The following is a 15,082-nucleotide window of genomic DNA, read 5'->3' as shown; positions in this document are numbered from 1 at the left end:
GCGGCCCCTTAGAAACGCAGCTGCCGCATGTCGTCGCTGATGTCCTTGTCGTCGATCGGCTGCTCCAGCCGCGCGCGCTGGGCCGATTCGCTCCACAGCTCGAAACGCGAACCGATGCCAAGCAGCACGCCTTGCTTCTGCAGCGCCGCGACCTGGCGTGCGGTGTGCGGCAGCACGAAGCGGCCGTTGCCATCCAGTTCCACGTGCGCCGCCGCACCCACCAGCTTGCGCTGCAGGTCGCGGTGCGCCGCATTGAAACTCGACAGCTGCATCACCTGGTCGCGCATCCGCTCCCACTCCGGCCGCGGAAACAGCCACAGACACTCGCGCTCGAAGGGGTTGTAGGTGACCACGAGGCAGTTGGCGCAGAGTGCCGACAGCTGCTCACGGTACGACGTCGGGATGGCAAGCCGCCCCTTGTCGTCGATCGCCACCGTGGACTCGCCGTAGAACACCCGCCACCTCTCCCCACAAAAACCCACAATTCACCATGTATCACCACTCTACGGCCGGTGCGTTGAAGGGTCAAGGAAAACCCCTTGTGGGACAAGCACTTAACGATATTGAGGTAGATTCGAGGAAAGTGCTCTAAGTGATTGAATTGGCGAAAGGACATCCCTGGGGCCGAGCTTGGTGATCTCTGCACCGGCCGATCCGTGGCGACGAATGGTAGTGGGAGCTGCCGCACAGTTCGGGCAGCGTGCGGGCAGACTCCAGCCGTCTCCCTGGCCTGGGTCGCCGTAGCCAATCCGCGGCCAGCCCGCTGCGGCTGGATCTCAGCGCGCTGCGCACACCCGATCGGCCCTAACATCCCCTCCCCCGGCACCCACAGAGAACCCCCAGGCATGCCACCCATCCGCGCCCAGGTCGCCCAGGCGCTACGCGCCGTCGCCGGCGGCCAATCGCTGGATGTGGCGCTGACCACCCTGCAGGGTGGTGAGCGCGACCTCGGATTCGCGCGTGCGCTGCTGTACCAGAGCCTGCGCCATCACTATTCCGCGAGTGCGCTGGTTGCGCGACTGTGCCAGCGCGCACCCAAGCCGGCGATCGCCGCGCTGCTGCGCGCGGCGCTGACTGAATTGCGCTTCCTGGCGACCCCGCCGCATGCCGCGGTCGGCGAGAGCGTGGCGGCGGCGCGCGCGATCGAGGCCGGCGCCGCCGGTTTCGTCAACGCGCTGCTACGGCGCTTCCTGCGCGAGCGCGAGTCTCTGGAAGCGGCCATCGCCGGCGACGACGAGGTGCGGCTGGAGCATCCGCGCTGGCTGCTGGAGCACTATCGCCGCGACTGGCCATCCTCAGTCGATGCGCTGTGTGCGGCGGGCAACCAGCCCGGCCCGATGTGGCTGCGGGTGGATCCACGCAGCGGCGCGCGCGAGGCCTACCAGGCGGAGCTGGCTGCCCTGGGGATCGCCACGAGCGCGCCGGAAGCGCCCGCATGCGCGCTGCGCCTGGAGCAACCGGTGGCGGTCGAGCGCCTGCCCGGGTTCGCCGAAGGGCGGGTCTCGGTGCAGGATGCCGCGGCGCAGTGGGTGGTCGAGGCGTTGGCCCCGCAGCCGGACATGCGCGTCCTGGATGCCTGCGCCGCGCCGGGCGGCAAGACCGCGGCGCTGGCCGAGCGCGTGGCCGGGCTCGAGGTGCTCGCGCTGGAGGTCGATGCACAGCGCGGCGAACGCCTGCGCCAGACCCTGGCGCGCTGTCGCGTGGACGCGCAGGTGCGTATCGCCGATGCCGCACGCCCGGCCGGCTGGTGGGACGCCAGGCCCTTCGAGCGCATCCTCATCGACGCGCCCTGCACCGGCACCGGGGTGATCCGGCGGCACCCGGACATCAAACTGCTCAGGCGCCCGGGCGACGTGGCCCAGCTCGCCGCGCAGCAGGCGCGGCTGCTCGATGCACTCTGGCCTTTGCTCGCCCGCGGCGGACGTCTAACCTACGCCACGTGTTCCATCCTCTCCGCCGAGAACCAGGCCCAGATCGAGGCCTTCTGCCGGCGCACGCCCGACGCGCGTGTGCTGCCGCTGGCGCTGCCCGGCTTTCGCGACACCGGGTCCGGGCTGCAACTGGCGAGCGGCGCGCAGGACTGCGACGGATTCTTCTATGCCTCGCTGGAACGCTCGGCCTGACCGCGGCCGGCGCGCTCCAGGCGCAAAACCTGTCGATCCGTCGCGCCGAGTCGGTCGCCAGCAGTGCGCCCGTGCTGCAGCTCTCAATGCAGGTGGAACTCGGCGCCCGCGCCACCGACGCGCTCGAAGCGGGCCTGGTGCTGGCCTTCGACGTCGATTGGGAACTGGCCGATGGCCGCCGCCTGCGCCAGCCGCTGGCGCTGCGCTTCTCGCCCCTGCTGCGCAGCTACCAACTGGCGCAGGGCACCGACCCGCCGCAGGCCTTCGCCCTGCGCAACTCGCTGCTCTCGGCAATGGAAAACGCGCGCCTGCGCTTTGAAGGCGACCCACCCTGCCAGGGCGACTGCGGCGGCCGCGTGCGCGTGCGCCTGAACCCCGCAGCGCTGCCGGCGCCGCTCCGGTTGCAGGCGCTGGTCGATGGGGATTGGGATTTCGATAGCGGGTGGCGGGAGCTGGAGAGCGGGGCACGGGGCAGGGGACAGGGGGTGCGGCCCACGGCGGTCGACCAGTTCGACCCGGAATTCGCCCCGGCGCGCCTCGAGACCCGGTTTTCGCACCGTGATCCATCCCCCTGCCCCCTGCCCCCTGCCCCGCTTCTCGCTTCCCCGCCATGAACCTCTGGAAACGCGCCCTGCCGCTGCTCGCGCTCGCGGTGCTCGCGATCGGCGCGGTGTACCTGTCGGGGCGCGATGCGGACGTGGGTCCGGCGATGGGCAGCGAGTGGAACTTCGTGCTGGCCGCGATGGGCATGGCGCTGGCGCTGCTGCTCGGGTCGCTGGCGTTGGAGGCCTGGCGCCTGGCGCGCGATGTGCGCAGCCGGGCACCCGGCGCGCGCCTGTCGTGGCGCTTGCTCAAGCGGCTGGCGCTGCTGGTGCTGCCGCCGCTGGGCATGCTGTTCGTGTTCGCGCTGCATTTCGTGCACGGCGCGGTGGACGGCTGGTTCCGGGTCGATGTCGCCGCGGCGTTGGATGACAGCCTGACCGTGGCGCGGCGCGCGCTGGACCTGTCGCAGGAGCAGGTGGTGGCGCGCCTGCGGCTGCACGGACGGCGCATCGAGAATGCCGAGGCCGGTGCCGACGACGCCGGCCTGGCCGAGGCGCTCGACGACCTGGACGCCCTGGAACTGGCGATCTACGACCCGCAGCGGCGCCTGCTCGCGCGCGCCACCGCGGATCCGCGCTTCCTCGCACCGAGCCAGCCCGAGGACGGGCTGTGGCGCGCCGCGCGCAATGGCGGCGAGGCCTCCAGCATCGACCGCAGCGGCGAGGTGCTGACGATCCTGGCGCTGTACGACCTGCCCGGGCGCGACGAGCTGCTGCTCGGCCGCTTCGCGCTCGACAACGAAGTGGCGACGCTGGCGCAGGCAATCGAGCGGCATTACTACGACTACCAGCAGCTCGCCTTCCTGCGCGGCGCGCTCAAGTACACCCTGTCGGTGGTGCTCTCGGTGGTCCTGATCGCCGCGGTGCTGTTCGCGCTCTACCTTGCCTTCGCGCTCGCACGCGGGCTGGTCGATCCGCTGCGGCGGCTGGTGGAAGCCACCCGCGCGGTGGCGCAGGGCGACTACCGCATCACCGTGCCGGAGCTGACCGACGACGAGCTCGGCGGGCTGGCGCGCGCCTTCAACCAGATGGCGCGCGAGCTGGACGAGGCCAACCAGCGCCTGCTGCGGGCCGCGGGCGATGCCGAAGCCGGCAGGCGCTATTTCGAGGGCGTGCTCGACCGCATCTCGTCGGGCGTGCTCAGCCTGGATGGCGCCGGGCGCCTGCGCACCTCCAATGGGTCGGCGCAGGAAATCCTCGGCGTCGATTTGTCGCCGTGGAACGGACTGCCGATCGAGCGCCTGGGCAAGGCCGATCCGCCGCTGCAGCCGCTGGTGCAGCGACTGGTCGAGGCGCTCGCGCGCGAGCCCGGCGACTGGCGCGAGGAAGTGCGGGTGCAGCGCGGCCAGGTCGAGCAGCGCCTGCTGCTGCGCGGCGCGCGGCTGCCGGGCGGCGACGGCGAGGTCGGCGGCCTGGTGCTGGTGTTCGACGACGAGTCCGAATACGCCCGCGCCACCCGCGATTCGGCCTGGTCGGAGGTCGCGCGCCGGCTGGCGCACGAGATCAAGAATCCACTGACCCCGATCCAGCTCGCCGCCGAACGCCTGCGCCGCAAGTTCCTCGAACGCCTGCCGGAGGCCGACCGCGAGGTGCTCGACCGCTCCACCCACACCATCGTCGCCCAGGTCGAGGCGCTCAAGGCGATGGTCAACGCCTTCGGCGACTACGCGCGGCCGCCGCGGCTGGAACTCAAGCCGGTACGCCTGTCCAAGGTGATCCGCGAAGTGGTCGACCTCTACAGCGGCGACACCGCGCGTGTGGACATCCGCCTGCGCACGCCTGAGGACGAGCCACCGGTGCGCGCCGACATCGGCCGCGTGCGCCAGTTGCTGCACAACCTCCTGCGCAACGCCGAGGAAGCGCAAACGGACGGCCGCGCCCAGGTGGACGTCTCTCTGCACGGCGCCGCCGAAGGCAGCCGCAACTACCTGGAACTGGACGTCCGCGACCACGGCCCCGGCATCCCCGACAGCCTGCGTGACCGCTTGTTCGAGCCCTACACCACGACCAAGACCAAGGGCACCGGCCTCGGGCTCGCGATCGTCAAGAAGATCGTCGAGGAACACGGCGGCCACATCCGCGTCGACAACATGAGCGACGGCGGCGCGAGGTTCAGGGTGCGGTTTCCGCTGTAGTGGAGAAGTGGCGGGAGGTGAAGCGGGGCAGGGGGCAGGGGACCTGCACCGGGCTTCGGTGATGGATCAAAGTGGAGCGAAGGATCCGGTGCGCACGTATTCACGCCACCGCCTGGACCCGCACCGCCTCAAGGCCCATCCGGGCCCCAGTCCATTTCCCCTGCCCCGAGGGTGAAGGGGTGAGGTGAAGCGCGGCAAGGGGCAGGGGACCTGCACTGGGCTTCGGTGATGGATCAAAGTGGGGCGAAGGATCCGGTGCGCACGTATTCACGCCACCGCCTGGACCCACACCACCTCGGGGCTTTTCAGGCGCCAGTCCATTTCCCCTGCCCCGCGGGTATAGGGGGTGAGGTGAAGCGCGGCAAGGGGCAGGGACCTGCACCACGCTTCTGTCATGGACAACAGTGGGGTGAAGGATCGCGCGCAGGTTTCGCGCCGCCGCCACCTGGATCCACACCACCTCAAGGCGCCTCAGAGCGCTAGTCCATTTCCCCTGCCCCGCTTCACTTCCCCCGCTCCACCCGCCTCACGCCTTCTTCGGCAGCCACCCGATGTCCACCCGGTTGCGCTTCGGATCGTCGGCATCCACGCGCACCGGGATGTCCTTGCGCTCGCCGATGAACTGGGTGGGGTCGTACCACAGGTTCTCGCTCTCGAAGACATGCACCGCCTGGGTCACCGGGTGCTGCCATTGCGCGCGGATGACCCAGGGCGAGCGGCCGTTGACCTTCAGGTTGTAGTTCTTGTCGACCTCGCTGATGCGCGCCTGGATGGTCATGCCGCTGTGCTCGAGCCAGGCGTACATGCGCGCGCGGCGGATCTCGGACACCAGGAAGCCGGCGGCGACGCCGCCGAAGACCAGCGCGAACAGGCTGAAGATCAGCGGCAGGAACCACTGCTCCATGAAGCTGCCGATGCGCCCCTCTTCCGGCTGCTGCGGACTGTAGTAGACGACGACCTTGTCGCCGATGTCGTAGCCGCGGCTGGAGGAATTGACGCTGCCGCGGATCTCGTGGCTGGCGGCGATGCCGCCCTCGGGCGCCGGAATGTCGTAGCGCACCCGCGGCGAGTACATCGTGCCGCCCTTGCTGCCGCGGCTGGTGACGAAGCCGACCACCGTGCCCTCGGCCTGCACCGCTTCGGCGCGGAAGGCCAGCAGGTTGCGCACGATGTAGAAATCGGCAATACCCATGCCCAGGCCGACCAAGCCGAACACCAGGATGAACAGGCGGGAGACATTCATGGTGCAGGCACGCGCCGCGGGGAAAGTCACCTTAGTCTACGAAAGCCATCGCTGCGCAGACCGGTCTGGAGTCTCATGACTGCCAAACGCGCCGAATTCGACCAGCTGGTCCGCCGACTGTCGCCGGAGCTGTACCGTTTCGCCTGGTGGCTGTGCCACAACGAGGCGCAGGCGCAGGACCTGGTGCAGGAGAGCTTCCTGCGCGCCTGGCGTTCGCTGGCCGATTTGCGCGACGAAAAGGCCGCAAAGGCCTGGCTGATGACCATCGTGCGGCGCGAACACGCGCGCCAGTTCGAACGCAAGACGCCGCCGCTGGACGATATCGCCGACGTGGTGGTGGAGGACCGCGACAATCCGAGCGCGCACGAGCTGAGCGAGATCCAGCAGATGCGCGAGGCGATCGCCGGCATCGAGGAGAAGTACCGCGAGCCGCTGCTGCTGCAGTTGGTCGGCGGTTTCAGTTGCGAGGAGATCGCACAGCAACTCGGCATCACGGCCTCGGCGGTGATGACCCAGCTGTTCCGCGCACGCGCCAAGCTTGGCGCGGTGATGCGCGGCGAGGTGCAGGGGAAGGTGCATGGATTGCTCTGAGTTCCGCCGTCAGTTGCTGATCGACCCGCGCACGCCGGGAATGGCGGATGCGGCGCAACAACGTGTGTGCGACGACGCACCGCAGCGGCTGGCCGAGGCGCTGGCGCTGGAACAGCGGATCGACGCGGCGCTGGCGGTGCCGGTGCCGGCCGGCCTGGCTGAGCGCGTGATCGCCGCGCTTCCCGCGCGATCCGCGCCATCGCCGCGGCGCTGGTGGCCGCTGGCGCTGGCGGCCTCGCTGCTGCTCAGCGCGCTGCTCGGCTGGTCCTGGCTGCGCGCGCCGGCCGGCGGGCAAGGACTGATTGGCGACAGCGTCGAACACCTGTCGCATGAGCCCTACGCACTGACCCGCACCGAACGGGTCCCGCCGGCGCTGGTGGGGCGCATGTTCGCTGAAGCCGGGCTGCGGCTTGCGCCGGATCGGCTCGCCCTGACCTACCTCAACCGCTGCCCGCTCGGCGCGCGCATGTCGGTGCACATGGTGATGTCCGGCAGCCAGGGTCCGGTGACCGTGATGTACGTGCCGGGCGAGCGCACGGAGCGCATCGACACGCGCTACGAGATGGTCGCCGTGCGCACCCTGCCCTATGCGAACGGCGCACTCGTGCTGCTGGCCGAAAGCAACCGCGACTTCGACCGCATCGAGCACGCCTGGCATGAGGCCGGCGGCGAGGCGGTGGCGGGCTTGTGAAGAGCGGTGTTGGTATGGGTTGTTGGTGGGTGTTGGTGTTGGAAGGAGCGGCGTGCGGGCCTTTCGCTTCAACCAATACCAACACCAACAACCAACACCTGCTCTCATCCCTCCAGCCACCACTCCCGCGCCAACTGTGCCTCCTCACAATTCCCCCCCGGGCCCACGCGGTCGACGATGAGGAAGTCGCCACCGGCATCGAGCGCGATCAGCGGGTGGTGCCAGCAGCCGCGGTGGTACTGCACGCCCTGGCCGCGGTCGGCGAGGAAGGCGCGCGGGATGTGCTGCGGTGATTCCGCAACCACGACCAGCCAGCGCACGGCGCCGAGCGGCACGAAGGCCTGGCTGCCGAGCGGATGGCGCTCGAGCATGCGGATCGGCAGCGGTAGCGCCTGCGGCTGGGCGCGCGCCAGGCTGATCGCGGCGACGCCGCCATCGAGGTCCACCCTGGCCAGCGCGTGGAAGCGCGTGGTGGTGCCCTGGTTGATCGGAAACACCTTGCGCGCGGCCTCGGCGTGGATCACCTCGCCGAAGGGCGCGAAGGCCTCCGGCGTCAGCGACTCGACTGCCAGCCGCGCGCTCACGCCGGCCGCCCGCGCAGGCGCAGGCGCGAAACGCCGCCATCGGGGTGGATGTTGAAGCGCACATGGCTCACGGCGCCGAGTTGCAGCAGTTCGCGACGGTAGTGGTGCTGGTGGTCGGCCTGCAGCTTGTGCTCGGGCAGCAGCGTTGGCCAGAACATCGATTGAGTCACCAGTGATTCGGGCGTGCCGCCGGCGACCATCGCGGCCTGGAGCGAGCAGCGGTCGGGGAAATTGCCCTTGAAGTGCGCGGTGTCGACCTCGACCGCCTCGATGGTGCCCGGCCGCGCCAGCGCCAGCACGCACCAGTCGTGGCCCGGCTCGCGGCGGCGGCGGGTCTCCCAGCCATCGCCCATGTTGACCCCGCGACCGGGCAGCAGCAGCGCCGAGGCGAGGCCGAAATGCTCGTTGTTGGCGGCCACCACGGTGCCGCCGTTCATCGCCGACACCAGGTCGACCAGGCCGTCGCCATCGGGGGCGGCGTCGAACTCGGGCACGCCGTACAGGCGCAGCCGCGCCAGCCCGCCATCGGGGTACAGGTTGACGCGCACATGGGTGCAGCGGCGCGCGCCGTCGAGGGAGAAGTAGTGGTGCCGGTTGCCACCCAGGTTGGCCGCGGGGAGCAAGGGGAACCAGTCGCCGTCCGCGGTGGGCTCGACGTGCTGCGCATCGCGCCCTTCGATCGACGCCGAGGGCGGGAAATTGCCGGTGAAGTGACTGGTGTCGAGATCGACTCCGACGATCACCCCGGGCCGCGCCAGGCGCACGACGCACCAGTCGTGCCCCGGACCGCGCTTGCGCCGACTCTCCCAGCCGTCCATCCACTTGCCGTTGTCGTCGTACTTGCCGGGGATGAACTGCGCCGGCTCCGGATTCAGCATGCGCTGCTTGTCGGCGAAGAAATCATCGCTGGCGATCAGCGCCTGCGCCCCGAGGCGCGCATCGGCGAGGTTGACGAAGCGACGGGTGAACGCGGGCGCATCGGGATCGACGGGGTGCAGGGCCATGGCGGTTCGTGTGGTGAGTTGACTGGCCAGTATCGCCCCGCGGGCAGGCGAATGGTGACGGGCCGGTTGTTGGTTGTTGGTTGTTGGTTGTTGGTTGTTGCGAAGCTCGCACCCCGGCAGACCTGTGCGAGTCCCAGTCTTCCTACCGATGCGCTCATTCGCGCATCAAACTGTCGCGTACCCATGCCCGCTCTTTGGTCCGCAAAGGACGCAATGAAGGCAGAAGCCTCCTGGGTTGCGCAGCATCCCCATGCCCCGCATATCCGGTAAGCGATTTGGCTCTACTTTGCGTCCTTTGCGTCCTTTGCGGATAAATGTCTTTTGTTTCATAAGCAACCGCGGCCCCGTCAGAATTCCTGCCCGAGCGGATGCACCGTCAGCTCATCCACCAGCACGCTGCCGGGCTGCAGCACGCTGTCCAGGATCAGCCGCGCGAGCGCGGCGGGATGCAGGCTGGCGGCGGGGTCGCGGCTGCCTTCGATGCCGCCGCCGAAGCCGGTGTCGATGATCCCTGGGTTGACCAGGCTGACCTTGATGCCGGCGTCCTTGACCTCGCGCAGCAGCGAGTGGCTGAAGCCGGCGAGGCCATGCTTGCTGGCCACGTACGCGGCCATGTTGGCGAGCGGCCGGCGCGCGAGGTCGGAGCCGATGTTGACGATGTACCCGGCGCCTTGCGCGCGCATCCGCGGCAGCACCGCGTGGCAGATCTGCATCACCGCGCCGAGGTTGACCTGCAGGATGGACCGCAGTTCGGCCTCGGAATGGTCGGCGAATGGCTTGTAGCTGCCGATCCCGGCGTTGTTGATCACGCCGTCGACCCGCTCCACCTGGTGTAGCGCCGCGTGCAGCGCGGGTGTCAGTGCGGCGGCGTCGCCGAGGTCCAGCGGCAACGCGCGAATGCGCCCGGAGGGGTGCGCCGCCATCCCGGCCAGCGCGGCAGCGTCCCGCGCGCAGGCGAGCACCGCGAAGCCGCGCTCGGCCAGTTGTAACGCCAGTTCGCGGCCCAGGCCGCGGCTGGCGCCGGTAACGAGCCAGGTCATTGCTTCAGGTACTCCTTCAGTTGCGCCAGCGCATGGCGCTCGGGCGGATTCAGCTCGTCGTGGGTGGCTTCGAACAGGCCGGCCGTGCGGCTGTGGATGAGTGCCTGTGCTTCGGCTGCACGCCCGACGCCACGATAGGCCAGCGCGAGGTACCAGGCGGCCATGGCCTGCGCTCGCTCGCTCTCTTCGGCGTCGGCAACGGTGGCTTCGAGCAACGGGATCGCCCGGCGATACTCGCCGGCGGCGGCCAGTGCGCGGCCGAGCAATCCCTCCGCGACAAGCGTGTCTCCGTGGTCGGGCCCGAGCAGGCGTGAGCGCTGCGCATGGGCCTCCTCGGCCAGGCGCAGCCCTTCGCTGGCCTTGCCGCGAATGATCTCGAAGTCGGCCAGGTTCAGGCCGGCGGTGTAGACATCCGGATTGTCCGGCCCGAGCGCCGCCTTGCGCCGCTCGTAGCACTCGCGCGTGATCGCGGCGGCGCCTTCGATGTCGTCCGCGTGGGCCAGGAAGGCACCGAGGTTGAGCATGCTGCGCAGGGTCTGCGGATGATCGCGCCCGAGCGAGCGGGTGCGCAGTTCGAGGACCTCGCGTGCAATCTTGATCGCCGGCGCCAACTCCCCGGTCCGCGAGAGTGTGATCGCCAGGCTGTTGCGCGCCTGCAGTGTCTGCGGGTGCTGGTCGCCCTGCACCTGCCGGCGCAGCTCGGCGGCGCGCCGGTGCAGCGGAAGCGCGCGCGCGAACTCGCCCTGCATTCCCAGGTTGTTGCCGAGCAGTTCGATCGCCGCGATGGTACGCGGACTCTGCTCGCCGAGACGCCGTTCGAGCGCAGCCATCGCGCGTTCGAACAAGGGTGTCGCGGCGGCGTGACCATCTTTGCGCGCCACCAGGGCCGCCTGCACTTGCAGCGCCGCAATCGTCTCGGGCGCATCGGCACCGAAGCGTGCCTCGTAGGCCTTCAGCAGGTCCGCACCCATGCGCACGCCGTCCGCCAGTTCGCCCATCTCCAGTGCGCGGGTTTCGGATTGCAGCATTCCCGCATCCAGCGCCACCTGGGCACCCGCTTCGCCGGCCTCGCGAGCGTCGGCGATGAGCCGAGCCAGTGCGGGCAGGTCCTCGCGCCCGCGTCCGAGTTGCTTCATCAGCTGGGCGCGCAACAAGCGCGCCGACAGGGGTTTCGGATGGTGCGGGCCGAGCAGAGGTGCGAGGTCAGCGAGGGCCAGGTCCGCGGCATCGAGTGCGGCCGCGTAGGCGCCCGCGGCAAGGTAAGCGTTGGCGATGGCGATGCGCAGCTCCGCGGCCACTTGCGGTTGATCGGCCAGCTCACTGGCGACCGCCTGCAGCCCGCGTCGCAACAGCTGCGTGTCGATCAGCTGGCGTGCGGCCTCGGTGGGGTTGGCGAGCGCCAGGGAGCGTTCGAACTCGGTCAGGCGCGCGGGCGCCTCGGGGTTGCCCTTCAGCGAGGCCGCCAGTTGCTGCTGCAAGCTGGCCTTCAGCGACAGGCCGAGCTGCGCCGGATCGAGTCCGCTCAGCATCGATTGCTGGAACTCGCTGACACGCTCCAGCTCGTGCTGGCGTGCGGCCGCCAGGTCGCGCTCCTGGCGCGCCTGCAGCAAGCCCCAGGTGGCGGTCGCGAAGCCCGCCGCCAGCGTCAGGGTCAAGGCGCTCGCTACCCCGACCTGCAGCCGGTTGCGCCGCAGGTACAGCCGCGCGCGGTGGGTGCGCGTGACCGGTCGGGCCCGCACCGGGCGGTGCTCCAGCCAGCGTTGCAGCTCGTCCACCAGCTCCGCCACCGACTCGTAGCGCGCATCGTGCTCGCGATGCATGGCGCGCGCGACGATCGCATCGAGGTCGCCGGCAACATCGCGCGCGCCGCGTGGATCGTCGGTCAGGCGCAGGCGTTCGCTCGGCGGCATCACCGGATGCTGGTCGAAGTGCCGCCGCAGCTCCTCGCTGCTGCTCTCGCTGAACTGGCTGGCGAGGAAGGGCGGCGCGCCGGCCACCAGTTGGTACAGCACCACGCCGAGCGCGTAGACATCGCTGCGCGCATCGACGTCCGCCTCGACCGGCCCATAGCGCACACCCGCCTGCTCCGGACTCATGTAGCCCGGCGTGCCGGCCAGCGCGAAACTGTTGCGTTGGCCGGGAATGCGCACGGCCGACACCGCCAGGCCAAAGTCGATGATCTTCGGATGCGGCTTGCCATCCACCTCGCTGACCAGCAGGTTGGCCGGCTTCAGGTCGAGGTGCAGGATGTGCTTCTGGTGCGCGTGCTGCACCCCGCGGGCGGCGTCGATGAACAGCCCCAGGCGCGCGCGCAGGTCCAGTCCATGGATGCGGCAATAGCTGGTGATCGGCTCGCCCGGCACGTACTCCATCGCCAGGTACGGGAAACCGTCGGCGGTGGCGCCGGCCTCGAACACCTGGGCGATCGCCGGATGGCTCATGCGCGCCAGCGCCTGGCGTTCGATCTCGAAACGCACCGCCGCGTGGTCGCTGGCGAGGCGGTGCTGCATGAACTTGAGCGCCACCTGGCGCTGCACCGGGTGCAGCTGATCGGCGAGGAACACCTGGCCCATGCCGCCCGCGCCGAGCAGGCGCTTGAGCTCGAATGGCCCGATGCGCTGGCCCACCTGCAGCTCCGCCGCGAGGGTGTCGCTGCGCTCGGCGTCCACCTGGGTCAGCGGCACGCCCGCGAGGCTGGGCAGGGGCGTCGGACGGGTCGGCGGCTGCGATTGCGATTGGGTGCTCAAGGCGCGCAGGTCCCGCGGTTGTGCGAGCGTCGGGCTCAGCGTTCGGACAGCTGCCAGCCCTGGCCGTGATCGTAGCTGGAGTCGTTGTCCGGGTGCAGCCGGTGCGGACCGAAACAGAGCAATCGCAAGACGGCGGCGGGCCGCAGGTGCCAGCTGGCCCAGGACAGGGGCGAGTCGCCGTGCGCGTCGGTACGCGCCGGATCGGCGCCGGCCGCGAGCAGGCACTCGATGGTCGACGCATCGGCGAAGGCGGCCGCGCGATGCAAGGGAGTCTCGCCGCGCGTGCGGCTATCGCGCATGAAGGCGCCAGTGTCCACGCCGGCCATCGTCGGCGCGTTCGGGTCCGCGCCCGCGGCCAGCAGCGCACGCACGATCCGCAAGCGCCGTGGGCGGTTGGCGCGCGACAGCGCGAGGTGCAGCGCGGTCTCGCCAGTCGCCGGATCGGCATGGCGCGGATCCGCGCCCTGCTCCAGCAGGAACTCGACCAGTTGCCAGTGACCGTGGAAAGCTGCACCGCCGAGATCCAGGTTGGCGCCGAGCGAATCGATGCGTGCGCCGTGCATCAGCAGCAGGCGCAGGGCGCTGACATCGCCATGGTGCGCGCACCACTGCAACAGGCTGGCGCCGCCGATCTCGATGTCGGCCGCGCCCCCGGCCGCGAGGTGCTCGTGGACCTTGTCGGTGCGTCCGTCCGGGATCATCGCCAGCATCTCGCCTCCACCGCTGCCGTGCTGCGTCGACATTGCCACGATGGTGCGCGCGCGGCCAGTGCGCGCCGCGCCGCTACTGCGCGAAATCCCCCGCGAGCGCCTTGTACAGCGCCGCCAGGGTGGTCGCGCGGCGGGTGCTGGCCTCGGCCAGGCGATCCTCGAAATCGAGCAGGGAACGCTCTGCGTCGAGCACTGCGAGGTAGTCGCTGGCACCGGCGTCAAAACGCAGGCGCGCCAGGTCCGCCGCCTTGCGGCTTTCGCTGACCGCCAGTTCCAGCGCCTGCGCCGATTCGTTCGCCGCGCGGTAGCCGGCCATCGCGTTTTCGGTCTCCTCCAGCGCCTTGAGCCAGGCTTCCTGGTAGGCGGCGATCGCGCCGTCGGCGCGTGCGCGCTGCGCCAGCACGCGCTGGCGCACCCGGCCGAAGTCGAGGAAGCTCCAGCTCAGCGACGGCCCGAAGCGCCAGCGCTGCGCCTCGCTGTCGCCGAGATTGCGCAAGGACTGCGCGGTGGCGCCGAAGCCGCCGAGCAGGGTCAGCTTGGGATAGAACTCGGCGGTTTCGACGCCGATGCGCGAGACCTCGGCAGCCAGCGTGCGATCGGCTTCGCGCACATCCGGCCGACGCGCCAGCCATTGCTCCGGCGTGCCCACCGGCACCATCGCCGGCAGTTGGGGCAGCGCCTTGGTCGGCGCCAGTTGCTTGCGCAGGCTGGCCACCGGTTGCGCCGTGAGCACCGCCAGGCGCTGCTCCTGGCGCACCACCTCGGCCCGGGTCAGCGGCACCTGCGCCGCCACCGACAGGCCGAGCGCATTGGCGCGCGCCACGTCCAGCTCGGTGCCGCGGCCGGCGTCCAGCTGCTTGCGCAGGATGTCGAGGTTTTCGCTCAGGTTGGCCAGGTTGCGCTGCTGCACCGCGAGGCGCGCCTGCGCACCGCGCCAGGCGAAGTAGGCCTGCGCGGTCTCGGCCACCACCGACAGCCGCATCGCATCCAGCGCCGCCGAGCGCGCATCCACCTCGCGGTAGATCGCCTCGCTCTGGCGCCTGAGCGAACCGAACAGATCGATCTCCCAGGAGAGGTCGAAGCCGGCGCGGTAGGTGTCGGTGCGCTGCTGGTCGGCCGGGATGAACGGGTCCTCGCCCGACGGATCGCTGCGCTCGGCATCGGCACCCGACGTGGTCGTCGGGAACAGGCTGTAGAAGCTCAGGCCGGCCAGCGAACGCGTCTCGTCCAGCCGCGCCAGCGCCTGCGCGATCGAAGTGTTGGCCGCGAGCGCCCGCGCGATCAGCGCATCCAGCTCCGGCTCGTTGAAGGACTTCCACACCTGCGTACCGACCGCCGTGTGCGGGAAGGCCTCAGCCTGCGCCTGGTCGAAGCGCGGCGCGATGTCCGCATCCGGACGCACGTATTCGGGGCCGACGTTGCAGGCGGCGAGGACGAGCGATGCAAGTCCCAGCCCCAGTGCCCGGGCCGGGCTGCTCTTTTTGTCCGCAAAGGACGCAAAGAACGCAAAGGAAAAGCGTCCCCGGCGATCGACTGGCGGACTCGGTAAGTTATCCATGCGCTGCTGCTCTCTTTGCGTCCTTTGCGTCCTTTGCGGACCCATGCTCTTCAC

The 15,082-nt window shown here is 70.1% G+C and carries 13 protein-coding genes; 5 read left to right on the top strand and 8 right to left on the bottom strand.

What is annotated here, in order from left to right; all coding sequences use genetic code 11:
• Positions 1-8: 8 nt before the first annotated feature.
• Positions 9-455, bottom strand: coding sequence for a division/cell wall cluster transcriptional repressor MraZ (gene mraZ / locus IPK27_01935; protein ID MBK8066415.1), 447 nt, complete (start codon positions 453-455; stop codon positions 9-11).
• A gap of 390 nt (positions 456-845) precedes the next feature.
• Between mraZ and rsmB the strand changes: the two genes are divergently transcribed.
• The 3 genes from rsmB (at position 846) to IPK27_01920 (ending at position 4,860) form a co-directional block, all read left to right on the top strand.
• Positions 846-2,123, top strand: coding sequence for a 16S rRNA (cytosine(967)-C(5))-methyltransferase RsmB (rsmB, locus tag IPK27_01930; GenBank protein ID MBK8066414.1), 1,278 nt, complete (start codon positions 846-848; stop codon positions 2,121-2,123).
• Positions 2,124-2,194: 71 nt separating this feature from the next.
• Positions 2,195-2,737, top strand: a complete 543-nt coding sequence (locus IPK27_01925; GenBank protein ID MBK8066413.1) for a DUF4390 domain-containing protein — start codon at positions 2,195-2,197, stop codon at positions 2,735-2,737.
• A complete protein-coding gene (locus IPK27_01920; GenBank protein MBK8066412.1) occupies positions 2,734-4,860 on the top strand; it encodes a HAMP domain-containing protein in 2,127 nt (708 codons plus the stop codon). The genes IPK27_01925 and IPK27_01920 overlap by 4 nt, the downstream gene beginning before the upstream one ends.
• Before the next feature lie 526 nt (positions 4,861-5,386).
• On the opposite strand, the gene IPK27_01915 is transcribed toward IPK27_01920, so the two are convergent.
• On the bottom strand, positions 5,387-6,103 hold the full coding sequence (locus tag IPK27_01915) for a DUF3592 domain-containing protein (protein ID MBK8066411.1): 717 nt from the start codon (positions 6,101-6,103) through the stop codon (positions 5,387-5,389).
• 75 nt (positions 6,104-6,178) lie between these two features.
• On the opposite strand from IPK27_01915, the gene IPK27_01910 reads away from it, so the two are divergent.
• Together IPK27_01910 and IPK27_01905 are read left to right on the top strand one after the other, a co-directional pair.
• Positions 6,179-6,694 carry a sigma-70 family RNA polymerase sigma factor gene (locus tag IPK27_01910; protein MBK8066410.1) on the top strand — a complete coding sequence of 172 codons (516 nt, stop codon included), beginning with the start codon at positions 6,179-6,181 and terminating at the stop codon, positions 6,692-6,694.
• On the top strand, positions 6,681-7,385 hold the full coding sequence (locus IPK27_01905; GenBank protein ID MBK8066409.1) for a DUF3379 family protein: 705 nt from the start codon (positions 6,681-6,683) through the stop codon (positions 7,383-7,385). The genes IPK27_01910 and IPK27_01905 overlap by 14 nt, the downstream gene beginning before the upstream one ends.
• A 104-nt stretch (positions 7,386-7,489) precedes the next feature.
• On the opposite strand, the gene IPK27_01900 is transcribed toward IPK27_01905, so the two are convergent.
• The 6 genes from IPK27_01900 to IPK27_01875 form a co-directional block, all read right to left on the bottom strand.
• The gene (locus tag IPK27_01900; GenBank protein ID MBK8066408.1) at positions 7,490-7,969 is read right to left on the bottom strand and encodes an ureidoglycolate lyase; all 480 of its coding nucleotides are present in this window, start codon (positions 7,967-7,969) and stop codon (positions 7,490-7,492) included.
• Positions 7,966-8,973, bottom strand: coding sequence for an allantoicase (alc, locus tag IPK27_01895; GenBank protein ID MBK8066407.1), 1,008 nt, complete (start codon positions 8,971-8,973; stop codon positions 7,966-7,968). Before alc ends, IPK27_01900 begins: the two co-directional genes overlap by 4 nt.
• 347 nt (positions 8,974-9,320) lie before the next feature.
• Positions 9,321-10,013, bottom strand: coding sequence for an SDR family NAD(P)-dependent oxidoreductase (locus IPK27_01890; GenBank protein ID MBK8066406.1), 693 nt, complete (start codon positions 10,011-10,013; stop codon positions 9,321-9,323).
• On the bottom strand, positions 10,010-12,760 hold the full coding sequence (locus IPK27_01885) for a serine/threonine protein kinase (GenBank protein MBK8066405.1): 2,751 nt from the start codon (positions 12,758-12,760) through the stop codon (positions 10,010-10,012). Before IPK27_01885 ends, IPK27_01890 begins: the two co-directional genes overlap by 4 nt.
• 35 nt (positions 12,761-12,795) lie before the next feature.
• Positions 12,796-13,503, bottom strand: a complete 708-nt coding sequence (locus IPK27_01880; protein MBK8066404.1) for an ankyrin repeat domain-containing protein — start codon at positions 13,501-13,503, stop codon at positions 12,796-12,798.
• A gap of 40 nt (positions 13,504-13,543) precedes the next feature.
• Positions 13,544-15,028, bottom strand: coding sequence for an efflux transporter outer membrane subunit (locus IPK27_01875; protein ID MBK8066403.1), 1,485 nt, complete (start codon positions 15,026-15,028; stop codon positions 13,544-13,546).
• Positions 15,029-15,082 lie beyond the last annotated feature (54 nt).

The organism is Rhodanobacteraceae bacterium, from assembly GCA_016713135.1.
GTDB lineage: Bacteria > Pseudomonadota > Gammaproteobacteria > Xanthomonadales > SZUA-5 > JADKFD01.
The sequence above is the reverse complement of the archived record's forward strand: the minus strand, read 5'-3'. Positions and strand labels throughout refer to the sequence as shown.

What these genes read in the sequence shown, in the direction of transcription:
- IPK27_01920 (MBK8066412.1), top strand. Translation starts at nt 2,734, where the DNA reads ATGAACCTCTGGAAACGCGCCCTGCCGCTGCTCGCGCTCGCGGTGCTC.
- IPK27_01890 (MBK8066406.1), bottom strand. Translation starts at nt 10,013, where the DNA reads ATGACCTGGCTCGTTACCGGCGCCAGCCGCGGCCTGGGCCGCGAACTG.
- IPK27_01910 (MBK8066410.1), top strand. Translation starts at nt 6,179, where the DNA reads ATGACTGCCAAACGCGCCGAATTCGACCAGCTGGTCCGCCGACTGTCG.
- rsmB (MBK8066414.1), top strand. Translation starts at nt 846, where the DNA reads ATGCCACCCATCCGCGCCCAGGTCGCCCAGGCGCTACGCGCCGTCGCC.
- IPK27_01875 (MBK8066403.1), bottom strand. Translation starts at nt 15,028, where the DNA reads ATGGATAACTTACCGAGTCCGCCAGTCGATCGCCGGGGACGCTTTTCC.
- IPK27_01915 (MBK8066411.1), bottom strand. Translation starts at nt 6,103, where the DNA reads ATGAATGTCTCCCGCCTGTTCATCCTGGTGTTCGGCTTGGTCGGCCTG.
- IPK27_01880 (MBK8066404.1), bottom strand. Translation starts at nt 13,503, where the DNA reads ATGTCGACGCAGCACGGCAGCGGTGGAGGCGAGATGCTGGCGATGATC.
- alc (MBK8066407.1), bottom strand. Translation starts at nt 8,973, where the DNA reads ATGGCCCTGCACCCCGTCGATCCCGATGCGCCCGCGTTCACCCGTCGC.
- IPK27_01905 (MBK8066409.1), top strand. Translation starts at nt 6,681, where the DNA reads ATGGATTGCTCTGAGTTCCGCCGTCAGTTGCTGATCGACCCGCGCACG.